Origin of the sequence: Rhizobium sp. CBN3, assembly GCF_030518245.1 — a bacterium.
Lineage (GTDB): Bacteria > Pseudomonadota > Alphaproteobacteria > Rhizobiales > Rhizobiaceae > Rhizobium > Rhizobium aethiopicum_A.
The window spans coordinates 18034-32487 of record NZ_JAULSE010000038.1 but is presented as its reverse complement, the minus strand read 5'-3'; the positions used below and the strand labels follow the sequence as shown (position 1 = coordinate 32487).

General features: G+C 62.4%; 11 protein-coding genes. 8 read left to right on the top strand and 3 right to left on the bottom strand.

Translation table 11 applies throughout. The annotated features are described in order from the left end of the window. Positions 1–267 precede the first annotated feature (267 nt). Entirely contained in the window at positions 268–1284 is a 1017-nt protein-coding gene (locus QWJ46_RS29275; RefSeq protein WP_302755894.1) for an AraC family transcriptional regulator, read from the bottom strand. A 133-nt stretch (positions 1285–1417) separates the two neighbouring features. Between QWJ46_RS29275 and QWJ46_RS29270 the strand changes: the two genes are divergently transcribed. The 7 genes from QWJ46_RS29270 (at position 1418) to lpdA (ending at position 9507) form a co-directional block, all read left to right on the top strand. Continuing rightward, entirely contained in the window at positions 1418–2185 is a 768-nt protein-coding gene (locus tag QWJ46_RS29270; RefSeq protein WP_302755893.1) for a 3-hydroxyacyl-CoA dehydrogenase, read from the top strand. Positions 2186–2207: 22 nt separating this feature from the next. Further along, positions 2208–3395: an acetyl-CoA C-acyltransferase gene (locus QWJ46_RS29265; protein WP_302755891.1), complete on the top strand. Its 1188-nt coding sequence runs from the start codon at positions 2208–2210 to the stop codon at positions 3393–3395. Positions 3396–3409: 14 nt separating this feature from the next. Next, the gene (locus QWJ46_RS29260; protein WP_302755889.1) at positions 3410–4537 is read left to right on the top strand and encodes an acyl-CoA dehydrogenase family protein; all 1128 of its coding nucleotides are present in this window, start codon (positions 3410–3412) and stop codon (positions 4535–4537) included. A gap of 64 nt (positions 4538–4601) precedes the next feature. After that, a complete protein-coding gene (locus QWJ46_RS29255; protein WP_302755886.1) occupies positions 4602–5834 on the top strand; it encodes a 3-methyl-2-oxobutanoate dehydrogenase (2-methylpropanoyl-transferring) subunit alpha in 1233 nt (410 codons plus the stop codon). 1 nt (position 5835) lies between these two features. Then, positions 5836–6849, top strand: a complete 1014-nt coding sequence (locus QWJ46_RS29250; RefSeq protein ID WP_302755884.1) for an alpha-ketoacid dehydrogenase subunit beta — start codon at positions 5836–5838, stop codon at positions 6847–6849. Between the two features lie 3 nt (positions 6850–6852). After that, positions 6853–8106: a dihydrolipoamide acetyltransferase family protein gene (locus QWJ46_RS29245; protein ID WP_302755882.1), complete on the top strand. Its 1254-nt coding sequence runs from the start codon at positions 6853–6855 to the stop codon at positions 8104–8106. Between the two features lie 3 nt (positions 8107–8109). Further along, on the top strand, positions 8110–9507 hold the full coding sequence (lpdA, locus tag QWJ46_RS29240) for a dihydrolipoyl dehydrogenase (RefSeq protein WP_302755879.1): 1398 nt from the start codon (positions 8110–8112) through the stop codon (positions 9505–9507). Positions 9508–9624: 117 nt separating this feature from the next. Here lpdA and QWJ46_RS29235 read toward each other — a convergent pair whose 3' ends face one another. Continuing rightward, positions 9625–10386 (bottom strand): slipin family protein, encoded by a 762-nt coding sequence (locus QWJ46_RS29235; RefSeq protein ID WP_302755877.1) that lies wholly within the window; start codon positions 10384–10386, stop codon positions 9625–9627. A 29-nt stretch (positions 10387–10415) separates the two neighbouring features. Then, positions 10416–11819, bottom strand: a complete 1404-nt coding sequence (locus QWJ46_RS29230) for a nodulation protein NfeD (RefSeq protein ID WP_302755875.1) — start codon at positions 11817–11819, stop codon at positions 10416–10418. Positions 11820–12200: 381 nt separating this feature from the next. Here QWJ46_RS29230 and QWJ46_RS29225 point away from each other — a divergent pair, with 381 nt between their 5' ends. Continuing rightward, complete coding sequence (locus QWJ46_RS29225; protein ID WP_302755873.1) at positions 12201–14423, top strand: EAL domain-containing protein; 2223 nt, start codon at positions 12201–12203, stop codon at positions 14421–14423. The last annotated feature ends 31 nt before the right edge of the window (positions 14424–14454 follow it).

Here is a 14454-nt window from a genome sequence, read left to right as displayed (position 1 = left end):
CGGAATAGGGTCGCGTCATCCATGCCGGCCATCCTTTCCCGGCATGCATAGGGAATCACATTTCCGCTGATTTGCGAATCCCCGATTCCGGAAAATTGCAGCACGCTCTAGCGGGGAGAAGATGCCGGCAGGCAGATGAGGGGGTGAGCAGCAGAGCTGCGAATGCGCTGAGCGTAAGCGAAGGCAAGCAAGGGCGTGCCGTGTGGCCTCCTCATCCGACCCTTCGGGCCACCTTCTCCCCGCTAGGGAGAAGAGGGAGCAAGACGCCTAACCTGCGCGGCCCTGTCCTCCCGCTTCCTCTCGCCGAAAAGCCTCGGGACTCTTGCCCATCCATTTCCGAAAAGCACGAAAGAAGGCGCTGGGTTCGGAATAGCCGAGCTGGACGGCGATTTCGCCGATCGTTTTCGATGTATTCAGCAGCAGTTCGACGGCGAGATCGCGGCGGATCTCGTCCTTGATGGCGGCATAGCTTTGTCCTTCGTCGTGCAAGCGATGGCGCAGCGTCGAGGGCGGCATGCGCATATCGGCGGCGAGTTCGGCGAAGCTTCGCCACGTGGCCGGCGTCGCCTGGCTCAAGCGCCGGCGGACGGCGGCGGCGATGCCGGCATCGTAGCGGTAGCGCACCAGAATATTGGCGGGCGCGCCGCGCAGGAACTGTTTCAACGCCTGCTCGCTGCGTGAAATCGGCAGGTCGAGCAGGGTGCTGTCGAAGCCGAGACGGCTGATCGGTTGCGAGAAGCGCACCGGCGCGCCGAAGAACAGCCGGTAGTCGGCACCTTGTTTCGGTTCGGCACAGCGGAAGTCGACGAGCCGGATCGGGATGCGGCGACCGACCAGCCAACAGATGATGCCGTGCAGGATGATCCAGTAGGTGCGGTAGGCGAAGGCCGAGCGTGGGCCGCCCCTATCCCTGAGCTCGATTTCAGCAAGGCCGTCGCGGGTAACGAGCTTCCCTCTGGGATCGTCGAGTACGACATCGAGGAAGCGCAGCGCCCGGCGCAACGCATGGCCGAGCGTCGGCGCGTGCAGAACACAATGGCAGAGCAGCGTGAAGCTGCCGCTGCGCATCGGCCGGCCGCCCATGCCGAAGAATTCGTCATTGAGTTCGGCGGCGATCGCCAGCCAGAGCGCACCATAGGTCTCGGCAGACACCGGCAGATCGACGACCGCCGGCAGGCCGACCCGGGCAAGGATCGGCGCCGCCGGCTTGCCGAGCCGTCGCAGGCTGTCGAGCGCCTCCTCGACGAAACCCGGTGCAATCATGCGTCGCTCGATCTCGGCCATCTCACCCCGCTATGGCAAAACTGGCCGATATAATGGAGCAGTTCTGTCATCGCTTGCAATAGGTGGAACGAATAGAATCGTGGCCGTCGGTGGCGCTCGGAGGAGGACGCAGCCGACAGGGAGGAACAGATTCATGCTGATCCATGGCGCAAGTTTCATCGTCACCGGCGGCGGTTCCGGGCTCGGAGCGGCGACGGTGCGCATGCTGGTCGAAGCCGGCGGACGTGTGACGATCGCGGACCTTAACGTCGAAGCCGGCGAGAAGATCGCCCGGGAATTCGGCAGCGATGCCCGCTTCGTCAAGGCCGATGTGACCGATGGCGAGGCGGGAGCAGCCGTGGTCGCGGGGGCTGTCGAAGCCTTCGGCAGCCTGCGCGGTCTGATCAATTGCGCCGGAGTGGCGCCAGCTGAAAAGGTGATCGGCCGTGACGGGCCGCACCGCCTGGAGAGTTTTGCGCGCACCGTCGGCATCAATCTGATCGGAACCTTCAACATGATCCGGCTTGCCGCCTCCGCGATCCAGAACGCAGAACCGGATGGCGAAGGCGAACGCGGCGTGATCGTCAATACGGCCTCAGTTGCCGCCTTCGACGGCCAGATCGGCCAGGCGGCCTATGCCGCCTCCAAGGGCGGAGTGGCGGCGATGACCTTGCCAATCGCCCGCGAGCTCGCCCGTCACGGCATCCGTGTCGTATCGATCGCGCCCGGCATTTTCGAGACGCCGATGATGGCCGGTATGCCGGCCGAGGTGCAGGCGGCACTCGGCCAGAGCGTGCCCTTTCCGCCGCGGCTTGGCCGGCCGGCGGAATTTGCCGGGCTGGTGCGCCATACCTTTGAAAACAACATGCTGAACGGCGAGGTCATCCGCCTCGACGGCGCATTGAGGATGGGCGCGCGTTGAGCGTCTAGCCCAAGGAGGAAACATGGCACTGCAGGATCCCATCGTCATCGTCGGCGCGGCGCGCACGCCGATCGGCAGTTTCCAGGGAGAGCTGAAGGAGGCGACGGCGCCGGAGCTTGGAGCAACGGCGATCCGCGCTGCACTGGAGCGCAGCCGTGTCGCGGCCGAGGCGGTCGAGGAGGTCGTCTTCGGCTGCGTGTTACCGGCGGGCCTTGGCCAGGCGCCGGCGCGTCAGGCGGCGATCGGCGCCGGTCTACCCTTCGCGACGGGGGCCAGCACCGTCAACAAGATGTGCGGCTCGGGCATGAAGGCGGTCATGATGGCGCATGACCTGATCGCCGCCGACAGCGCCTCGGTGGCGGTCGCCGGCGGAATGGAAAGCATGACGAACGCGCCCTATCTCCTTGACAAGGCCCGCGGCGGCTACAGGCTCGGCCATGGGCGTGTCGTGGATCACATGTTCCTCGACGGGCTGGAGGATGCTTATGACAAGGGGCGCTTGATGGGCAGCTTCGCGGAGGATTGCGCCGAAGCCTATCAGTTCACGCGCGAGGCGCAGGACAATTACGCCATCGCCTCGCTGACGCGGGCGCAGAAGGCGATCACGGATGGCTGTTTCGACAGCGAGGTTGTGCCGGTCACGGTAAAATCAGGCAAGGCCGAACAAGTGGCGAGCCGCGACGAGCAGCCGGGCAAAGCGAAGCTCGACAAGATCCCGACGCTGAAGCCCGCCTTTCGCGAGGGCGGCACGGTGACCGCGGCCAATTCCAGCTCGATCTCCGACGGCGCGGCAGCGCTCGTGCTGATGCGCCGCTCCGAGGCCGAGCGCCGCGGCCTTGCACCGCTCGCCACCATCCTCGGCCATGCCACCCATTCGCAGGCGCCCAATCTTTTCGCCACCGCGCCGATCGGCGCGTTGCAGAAGCTCTCAGATCGGACCGGCCTGGCGCTTTCGGACGTCGACCTCTTCGAAATCAACGAGGCTTTCGCCGTTGTCGCCATGGCCGCGATGCGCGATCTCGACCTGCCGCAGGAAAAGGTGAATGTGCATGGCGGCGCCTGTGCCCTCGGCCATCCGATCGGCGCATCGGGGGCTCGCATTCTGGTAACGCTGCTTTCAGCATTGGAGCGCTACGACCTCAAGCGCGGCATGGCGGTACTCTGCATCGGCGGTGGCGAGGCGACGGCCGTCGCCATCGAGCGGCACTAGGGGGAGGCAAACAGATGATCCTTTCCGAACTCCAGCAGCAGATCTCGGATGTCGCCCGCGACTTTGCCCGCGACCGGCTGGCGCCGGGGGCGGCGAGGCGCGACCGCGAGCATCTCTTCCCGCGCGAGGAATTGCAGGAGATGGGCGAACTCGGGCTGCTCGGCATGCTGGTGCCGGAAGCCTATGGCGGCTCGGATACGGGTGTGATCGCCTATGCCGCGGCACTCGAGGAGATTGCCGCCGGCGATGGACCCTGTTCGACGATCATGAGCGTGCACAGCTCCGTCGGCTGCGTGCCGATCCTGAAATTCGGCACTGAGGAACAGCGGCAGCGCTTCCTGCCGAAGCTTGCGACCGGCGAATGGATCGGCGGCTTTGCGCTCACCGAGCCGCAGGCCGGTTCCGACGCTTCGAACCTCAAGACCCGAGCCCGGCGCGATGGCGATCACTATGTGATCGACGGCGCCAAGCAGTTCATCACCTCGGGAAAGAACGGTAATGTCATCATCGTCTTTGCCGTCACCGATCCCGACGCCGGCAAGAAGGGCATCACCGCCTTCATCGTGCCGACGGAGACGCCGGGCTACGAGGTGATCCGCGTCGAGGAAAAGCTCGGACTGCACTCCACCGATACCTGCCAGATCGCCTTCAACGCCATGCGCATTCCTGCGGATTTGAGGCTGGGTGCGGAGGGTGAAGGTTATCGCATCGCGCTTGCCAATCTCGAGGGCGGGCGCATCGGCATTGCCGCACAGGCCGTCGGTATGGCGCGGGCAGCCTTCGAGGCGGCGCGCGACTACGCGAAGGAGCGAACCGCTTTCGGCAAGCCGATTTTAGAACATCAGGCCGTCGCCTTCCGCCTTGCCGACATGGCGGTGCGAATTGAGGCGGCGCGACAGCTCGTCTTTCACGCCGCGTCTCTTCGGGAAGCGGAGCTGCCGTGCCTCTCCGAAGCGTCGATGGCGAAGCTCTTTGCCTCGGAGATGGCCGAGCGCGTCTGCTCCGATGCGATTCAGATCCACGGCGGTTACGGCTATATGGCCGACTATCCTGTCGAGCGCATCTACCGCGATGTGCGCATCTGCCAGATCTACGAGGGAACGAGCGACGTCCAGCGCATGGTGATTGCCCGCAATCTATAAGAACGACATCCGGTCCCGCTTCCGGGGAGAAGGGCAGGGCCGGCACACGGAGGAAAGAAAAAACATGGTGGATTCCGCTCGTTTGAGCCTGCACGTCCCCGAACCTGCCGTCCGCCCGGGCGGCCAGCCTGATTTTTCCAATGTCAAGATCGCCAAGGCTGGTTCCGTGCCGCGGCCGGAGGTCGATGTCGCGTCCGAGGATATCCGCGATCTCGCCTATTCGATCATCCGCGTCTTGAACCGCGACGGCGAGGCGGTCGGTCCCTGGGCCGGGTCGCTCACCGATGAGGAACTGCTGACCGGGCTTCGCAACATGATGAAGCTGCGCGCCTTCGATGCCCGCATGCTGATGGCGCAGCGCCAGGGCAAGACCTCCTTCTACATGCAGCATCTCGGCGAAGAGGCCGTCAGCTGCGCCTTCCGCAAGGCGCTTGCTAAGGGCGACATGAATTTCCCGACCTATCGCCAGGCGGGCCTCCTGATCGCCGACGACTACCCGATGGTCGAGATGATGAACCAGATCTACTCGAACGAAAGCGATCCGCTGCACGGCCGACAGCTGCCGATCATGTATTCTTCCAAGGAGCATGGTTTCTTCACCATTTCGGGCAATCTCGCCACCCAATATGTGCAGGCCGTCGGCTGGGCGATGGCTTCGGCGATCAAGAACGACAGCCGCATTGCCGCGGCCTGGATCGGCGACGGATCGACGGCGGAATCGGATTTTCACTCGGCGCTCGTCTTCGCCTCGACCTACAAGGCGCCCGTTATCCTCAATATCGTCAACAATCAGTGGGCGATCTCCACCTTTCAGGGCATTGCCCGCGGCGGCTCCGGCACCTTTGCCGCCCGCGGCCTCGGCTTCGGCATTCCGGCGCTGCGGGTCGACGGCAACGATTATCTCGCCGTCCATGCCGTCGCCCGCTGGGCGGCCGAACGCGCCCGGCGCAATCTCGGGCCGACGCTGATCGAACATGTCACCTACCGCGTCGGCGCGCATTCGACCTCCGACGATCCGAGCGCCTATCGGCCGAAGACGGAATCGGAGGCCTGGCCGCTCGGCGATCCAGTGCTGCGGCTGAAAAAACATCTGATCGTCAAGGGTGTATGGTCGGAGGAGCGACACGTGCAGGCGGAAGCCGAAATCATGGACGAGGTGATCGAGGCGCAGCGCCAGGCGGAGGCGCATGGCACTCTGCATGCCGGCGGCAGACCTTCGGTGCGCGATATTTTCGAGGGCGTCTATGCCGAGATGCCGGCGCATATCCGCCGCCAGCGGCAGAAGGCAGGGTACTGACATGGCCAGGATGACGATGATCGAGGCCGTGCGCAGCGCCATGGACGTGTCGATGGCGAAGGACGACAATGTTGTGGTCTTCGGCGAGGATGTCGGCTATTTCGGCGGCGTCTTCCGCTGCACCCAGGGCCTGCAGGCAAAATATGGCAGGACGCGCTGCTTCGATACGCCGATCAGCGAATCCGGCATCGTCGGCACGGCGATCGGCATGGCGGCCTACGGGCTGAAGCCCTGCGTCGAAATCCAGTTCGCCGATTACATGTATCCGGCCTACGACCAGCTGACGCAGGAGGCGGCGCGCATCCGCTACCGCTCAAACGGCGATTTCACTTGCCCGATCGTTGTGCGTATGCCGACAGGCGGCGGCATCTTCGGCGGCCAGACGCACAGCCAGAGCCCGGAAGCGCTCTTCACCCATGTCTGCGGCTTGAAGGTCATTGTTCCGTCCAATCCCTATGACGCCAAGGGCCTGCTGATCGCGGCGATCGAGGATCCGGATCCCGTCATGTTCCTGGAACCGAAGCGGCTCTATAACGGCCCCTTCGACGGCCATCACGAGCGGCCGGTGACGCCCTGGTCGAAACACGATCTCGGCGAGGTGCCCGACGGCCATTACACGATCCCGATCGGCAAGGCCGAGGTGCGGCGCACTGGATCGGCGGTGACCGTCATTGCCTATGGCACGATGGTGCATGTGGCGCTCGCCGCGGCCGAGGATGCCGGCATCGATGCCGAGGTGATCGATTTGAGAAGCCTGCTGCCGCTCGATCTCGATACGATCGTCAAATCGGTCACCAAAACCGGACGCTGCGTCGTCGTGCACGAGGCGACCTTGACGTCGGGCTTCGGCGCCGAGGTCGTGTCGCTGGTACAGGAACATTGCTTCTATCATCTCGAAGCGCCTGTTGTGCGCGTCGCCGGCTGGGACACGCCCTATCCGCATGCGCAGGAATGGGACTATTTCCCCGGTCCCGGCCGGGTCGGGCGGGCGCTTGCCGAAATCATGGAGGCCTGAGCCATGGGCGAATTCATCATCAAGATGCCCGATGTCGGGGAAGGGGTGGCCGAGGCCGAGTTGGTGGAATGGCACGTGAAGACGGGAGATCCCGTCCGCGAGGATATGGTGATCGCTGCCGTCATGACCGACAAGGCGACCGTGGAAATTCCCTCTCCCGTCGATGGCACCGTCATCTGGCTCGCCGGTGAAGTCGGAGACCGTATTGCCGTCAAGGCGCCGCTAGTGCGGATCGAGACGGCGGGCGATGCCGTTGAGGCTCAGCCTATGGCGGTTGCGCTGGCGCCGATTGCGGAGACAACGAAAGCCGCGACTGCGAAGCCGGCCCCGGTCACCCCGGCCATGCCGGCTCCTACGACGGCACCAGCTGCGGCTGCGCCTGCCGAAAAGCCGCTTGCCGCGCCCTCCGTGCGGCTCTTCGCCAGGGAAAGCGGTGTCGATCTGAGGCAAGTGCAGGGGACCGGGCCGGCCGGGCGCATCCTGCGCGAAGATATCGAACAGTTCCTCGCCCAAGGGAGCGCGCCCGCCGCGGCAAAGAACGGTCTTGCCAGGAAGACGGCGACCGAGGAGATCAAGCTGACCGGCCTGCGTCGCCGCATCGCCGAAAAGATGGTGCTGTCCACCTCGCGCATCCCCCACATCACCTATGTGGAGGAAGTGGACATGACGGCGCTGGAGGAACTGCGCGCCACCATGAACGGCGACCGCAGGCCGGGTCATCCCAAGCTGACGGTCCTGCCCTTCCTGATGCGGGCGCTGGTCAAGGCCATAGCCGGGCAGCCGGAGGTCAACGCCACCTTCGACGACGATGCCGGCATCATCACGCGTTATAGTGCCGTGCATGTCGGCGTCGCCACGCAGACGCCGGCCGGCCTGACCGTACCTGTCGTGCGGCATGCGGAAGCGCGCGGCATCTGGGATTGCGCAGCCGAAATGAACCGGCTGGCGGAGGCGGCGCGCTCGGGCACGGCGACGCGCGACGAGCTTTCCGGCTCCACCATCACCATCAGCTCGCTCGGCGCGCTCGGCGGCATCGCCTCGACGCCCGTCATCAATCATCCCGAGGTGGCGATCATCGGCGTCAACAAGATCGCCACACGGCCCGTCTGGGACGGGACCCAGTTCGTGCCGCGCAAGATGATGAACCTCTCCTCCAGTTTCGATCATCGCATCATTGACGGCTGGGATGCGGCGACCTTCGTCCAGCGCATCCGCACGCTCCTCGAAACGCCGGCGCTCATTTTCATCGAAGGCTGAGCCATGAAAGAAATTGTCTGCAAGCTCCTCGTCATTGGCGCCGGCCCGGGCGGTTATGTCTGCGCCATCCGCGCCGGACAGCTCGGCATCGATACCGTCATCGTCGAAGCCGGCAAGCCGGGCGGCACCTGCCTGACGGTCGGCTGCATTCCCTCCAAGGCGTTGATCCATGCGGCCGAGGAATTCGACGCCACGCAAAAAATGCTGGCCGGCAAGAACCCGATGGGCATCCGCATCGAAGGCGCCTCGATCGATCTCTCAAAGACGATCGCCTGGAAGGACGGCATTGTCGGCCGGCTCACCGGCGGCGTTTCGGGTCTGTTGCAGAAGGCGCGGGTGAAGATCGTCCATGGCCGCGCCCACTTCCGTGACGGCAAGACGGTGGAGGTGGAGACCGAAACCGGCCAGCAGGTCATCCGCGCCGAGACCGTGGTGATCGCCACCGGTTCCGATCCGGTGGAGCTTTCTAATCTGCCTTTCGGCGGCCGGGTCATTTCCTCGACCGAGGCGCTGTCGCTGAGGGAGCTGCCGAAAAAGCTCGTCGTGGTCGGCGGCGGTTATATCGGGCTGGAACTCGGAATGGCCTTTTCGAAGATGGGCTCGGAGGTGAGCGTCATCGAGGCGACGCCGCAGGTGCTGCCGCTCTATGATGCGGAATTGGTGCGTCCCGTGATGCGCAAGCTGACCGAGAGCGGCATCCGGGTGCTGACGGGTGCGAAGGCGATGGGTCTTGCCGATAATGGCGAGGCATTGATCGTTGAAACGTCGGATGGCCGGCGTGAGACACTGCCGGCGGATCGTGTGCTTGTCACTGTCGGCCGCCGCCCGCGAACGGCAGGGTCCGGTCTCGAGGAGCTCGATCTCGACCGCGCCGGTCCGTATCTGAGGATCGACGATCAATGCCGCACCTCCATGCGCGGCATCTATGCGATCGGCGACGTGACCGGCGAGCCGATGCTGGCGCATCGGGCGATGGCGCAAGGGGAGATGGTGGCGGAGATCGTTGCGGGCAAGAAGCGGGGTTGGGACAAAAGATGCATTCCCGCCATCTGCTTTACCGATCCTGAGATCGTCAGCGCCGGCCTGTTGCCGGCGGAGGCGCGCGCGCAAGGATATGAGATCCGCACCGCCCAGTTTCCGTTCAGCGCCAACGGGCGGGCGATGACGATGGTCTCTGAGGAGGGCTTCGTGCGCGTGGTGGCCCGCGCCGACACCAATCTGGTTCTCGGCCTGCAGGCCGTGGGGGCCGGGGTCTCCGAACTCTCGGCGGCTTTCGCACTGGCGATCGAGATGGGAGCGCGCCTGGAAGACATCGCCGGCACCATTCACGTCCATCCGACCCGCAGCGAAGCGCTCATGGAAGCGGCGCTGAAAGCTTTGGGAAACGCTTTGCACATCTGAGCCGGGCTGCAAAGATCACGGGGTGGCGGCGTTGCGCCAGTTCTCTGGGGCGTGGCCTCATTTTGCTCCGAGGTTGACATCGAAGCTGGATCAATCATCAACGCCAGTGCCGTTCGATCACTTCGGCTTAACGGCCATTAGATTGCCCAGCTCCATCGGGAAGGGAAATAAAATCGTCGAAGTCTTCTCGCTGGCGATGACGTTCAAAGTGCTTAAGTAACGAAGTTGCATCGCCTCCGGCTGTTTGGCCAGAATTTCCGCCGCTTCCAGTAGCTTCGCTGCAGCTTGCTGTTCGCCCTCGGCATTGATGACCTTTGCGCGGCGTTCGCGTTCGGCCTCCGCTTGGCGAGCGATTGCACGTATCATCGACTCGTTGATATCGACATGCTTGATCTCGACAGTGGCTACTTTAATTCCCCAAGCGTCCGTCTGAGCGTCGAGGATTTCCTGAATATCGGAGTTGAGCCTGTCGCGTTCTGCCAGCATTTCATCGAGGTCGTGCTTGCCGAGCACGGAGCGCAACGTCGTTTGAGCAAGCTGGCTTGTTGCCATCATGAAATCCTCGACCTGTATTGTCGATTTCTCGGGGTCAATGACCCTGAAGTAGATCACCGCGCTGACACGAACCGAGACATTGTCATGTGAGATGACGTCCTGGCTAGGCACATCCAGTACGCGCGTGCGCAAGTCGACCCTAATCATCTGCTGGACATAGGGGATGAGCAGAATTAGCCCGGGGCCCTTGACTCCGGTAAAGCGGCCAAGTGTGAACACGACGCCGCGTTCATATTCCCTCAGGATCTTAACCGCGGATGCGAGGATGGCGACCGCAATGACAGTGGCCACCAAATAGAAGGCAAGATCTGTAAACATATCCATGACTTCTCCTCCTGCTTCCTTGAGTGCCGCTAGGTGTTCTTAGGACGGCTGGTGACCTCGAGCGCCAGCCCATTGCGGCCCGTCACCCTCACAGGGTCACCAGCAACAAGGGGATCGGCGGAAACCGCCTTCCAGCGTTCCCCATGCGCAATGACGTACCCCGTGAGCCCCGTCCAACTCTCAACTTTACCAGAAATGCCAATCATCTCCTCTGCACCGGTGGCTACCTGGCGCAATCGCGAGGTGAATGCCAGGCGAGCAACGACAAGGCTGAAGGCAAGAGTCGCAACTGCAATTGCGCCCAGTAGGGGGCGCGACACCTCCAGGCCCGGTATATCGGTATCAAACAAGATGGTTGCTCCCAGGATCACGGCTACCCCGCCGCCAATGCCAAAGGCGCCGAAGCTTGGCGAATGCGCCTCAGCCACAGTCAATCCTACGCCGAGCAAAATAAGCCCAAGGCCGGCAAAACTCACCGGCAGCAACGCCAGGGCATAGAGACCGAGGAGGAGGCTGATGCCGCCGATCGTGCCAGGAAGCATTGTCCCCGGTGCGAGAAATTCGAAGATCAGGCCATAGATACCGACCATCATCAGGATGATTGCGATGTTCGGATCGGTAATGACGGAAAGCAGGCGCGTGCGCCAGTCAGGCTCGAATTCCTGCACGGCCAAACCGGCGGTATCGAGACGGACCTCCGTTTGACCGACCCGCACCATGCGGCCTTGTGCCTTTGCAAGGAGATCGGTGACATCGACTGCCATGAAATCGATGGCATGTTCGCGCACTGCCGCTGTGGATGAAAGGCTTGCAGCTTCGCGGACAGCACGCTCCGCCCAGTCGGCGTTGCGATTGCGCAATTCCGCAAGCCCACGAATGTAAGCGACTGCGTCGTTAACGGCTTTTGCTTCGTGGGCATTGCCTGGAGCTTCCGGCTGCTTGCCACCAGGTTCGCTCGGCTTCTTTTCGGGTTCCTCATCACCGCCGAAAGGCTTCACGCCGAGCGCGATTGGTGTCGCCGCACCCAAATTGGTCCCAGGGGCCATTACAGCAATGTGGCTTGCGTAGAGAATATAGGTGCCGGCGCTGGCAGCTCGTGCCCCGCTTGGCGCGACGAAACTCGCCACAGGCACCGGCGAGGCAAGGATCGCGCGGATGATTTCCCGCATCGAGGTGTCAAGGCCGCCGGGTGTATCCATTTGCAGGACGATCAAGACCGCTTCACGTTCGCCAGCACGCTGAATGCCTCGTACCACGTAGTCAGCTATGGCAGGCCCAATGGCGCCATTCACCTTGAGAACGACAGATGCGCGGTCGGACGCCGACGGTACGCCGAGGCCCCAAGCTGAAAGCAGCAAAAACAACAAAGTGAAGATTGGCGGTTGCCATCGCCAACACCTCAATCCCCGCGTGCCAATCGGCGGAACGTACATAGTATTTAATGTATGTCGGAAATTACAAAGAAAAAGACGGAGGCGTCAAAGGCTCATGTTCAAGCCGTCTTATGCGCTCGTAAAGGCGAAGTTGACTAAGCGCGTTGCACGGATGCGAGCCGCGTGGCCCATGTTTTAAAGGTCGCTGGGCCTCGACCCATCCACGATGCCATATCAATCACATTACTTTAGGGTCTTGCAGCCAAGCGAGAATATCCCGCTCGACGGGATGTCTTGCGCCAAACCACATGTCAGCCGCTTCAATATTTGGCAACCAGATCATGCAATTCTGTCGGTCGTCAGCGGTTAGTTCTTCCGCTTCCATGACCCATGAGGGGTTTCACTCCGCGTCATCAAGCGCTGCGAGGAGCCTAAGGTCGCATGTCAGTTTCAGAAGATCAGAGATTGAATCTCCTCCAGCAGGCCAGCATTCTCGACACGCCGCCTACGCAAGAGTTCGATGCTATCGTGCGGCTAGCCTGCAGTATGTTCGACATGCCGATGGCGTTGGTTTCGTTCGTCGACGGGCATCGGCAGTGGTTCAAGGCCGAGCAGGGTCTCTTTTTGAAAGAGACGCCACGCGAGCATTCCTTCTGCAGCCATATCGTAGAGACGAAGTCACCGCTCGTCGTTAAAAACGCCGACAAGGATTCTCGCTTTTCCGGAAACACCTTTGTTACAGAGCGTTCGGTTCGGTTCTACGCAGGAGTGCCGCTATCGGAAGGGGAGACCTGCTACGGCAGCTTCTGCGTCCTCGACACCAAGAATCGCCGCTTCGGCGATCGGGATCTCGAACAGCTTCGCAGTTTGGCAAGCGTCGTCGTTGGCCTGATCCGGGAACATCGACAGCAAAGCCTGCTGAGAGAACAGCAACGCGAATTGGAATTGAAGCAGGCCCGCTTCGAGCAGACCGAACGCTCTGCCAAGGTTGGCGGCTTCGAGATGGATCTCGAGACCGGCACGATCATTTGGTCCGACCAGATTTACCGCACCGTTGGATTGCCAGTCGGCAAACGCATGACCTCGGAGGAGGTGATCGGCTGCTATGCTCCCGAAGAGCGCGAGAGCGTCAGACGCAGGATACGCGATGTCCTCGATGGTTCTGCGGCCGGCATCGACAGGGAATATCGCATCATGACGCCAGAGGGGGAGGAGCGCTGGGTTCGTGTGGTCAGCGATATCGAGCGCTTGAGCGGCAAGCCCAGTCGTCTGTTTGGCATCGTTCAGGATGTTTCGGAAAAAGTGCGCTACGAGCAACGCCTGCTCCAGGCGGCCAATGCCGATCCTCTGACCGGACTTGCCAACCGGGCAGCCTACAATACTCATATGGAGCTGCTCACAGCGGCCGCCGCTCCTTCCATCGGCTTGCTGCTGATCGACGTCGACCGCCTCAAGCAAGTGAACGATATCCTTGGCCATGCGACAGGTGACCTGCTGCTGAAAGGCGTGGCCTCACGCCTGGATGAACGCTTGGGAAAGCGAGGAAAGGTCTTTCGCCTTGGCGGCGATGAGTTCTCCGTTATCCTGGACGCGCCCGCAAGCGTACGCCGCATGGGTTCGCTCGCGCGCCACCTGATCGAATATATCGGTCGCCCTCTGGAGGTTGGGGGATCGATGATACATCCGGCGATAACCGTGGGTGGCGCGATTTCGGAGGGCGAAATGGATGCCGCAACGCTTTCGCAAAACGCGGACTTCGCCCTCTATCATGCCAAAGAAACGCGGCGTGGCAGCTATGTACACTACGAGCCCAGCCTGCGTTCGAGGATCGCGCGTCGCATACAGATCGTTCGGGAGGTGGAGTCGGCTCTTGCCGAACATCGGATGGTGCCGCATTATCAGCCGATCGTTGGTTGTGCCGACGGTCAGGTCTGGGCGTTTGAAGCGCTTGTGCGAATGCAGCGTTCAGATGGGTCAATCGTGTCGGCGGCGGAATTTCACGAGGCGTTCACAGACCCAAGCGTTGCCCACCACATTACGACCCGCATGCTCGAGCAGGTCGCGGCCGACATTCGAAGCTGGATCGACCGCGGGCTGGAATTCGGGCGGGTCGGTCTCAATATAAGCGCCTCCGATTTTATGAGGGGCGACTTGGAAACCCGCATCGTTGCCGCCTTTGCGTCGAGAGGCATTCCGCTGGACAAGCTTGTGCTGGAGGTGACGGAAACGGTCTTCCTGCAGGGCCTGGAAGATACCGTTGCAACAACCCTGCAACGTTTGCGCAAGAAAGGCCTGACAGTGGCACTCGATGACTTCGGGACAGGTTATGCATCGCTGACGCATCTGCGAAGCCTGCCGGTCGATATCATCAAGGTCGACAAGAGCTTTATCGACACCATGCTCGTGGATGAATCGAGTCTCGCAATCGTTGAACTGGTGCTCAATCTGGCGCGGAAGCTCGATATGAAGGTCACGGCGGAAGGCGTAGAGAGCCATCGGCAGGCGATGTGTTTGCTGGAAATGGGCTGCACCACGCTGCAGGGCTATTTGTTCGGCAAACCCATGGGCCGCGAACATGTTGGCGAATACCTGTGCATGCCGAAAACCGGCGTGACGGAGAACGCCGACCGACCGCAGGAGGAACTGCGTCGTCTCCTCGGATAGCAGGGGGCGAGGTGCGCCACCGTCAGCCGCT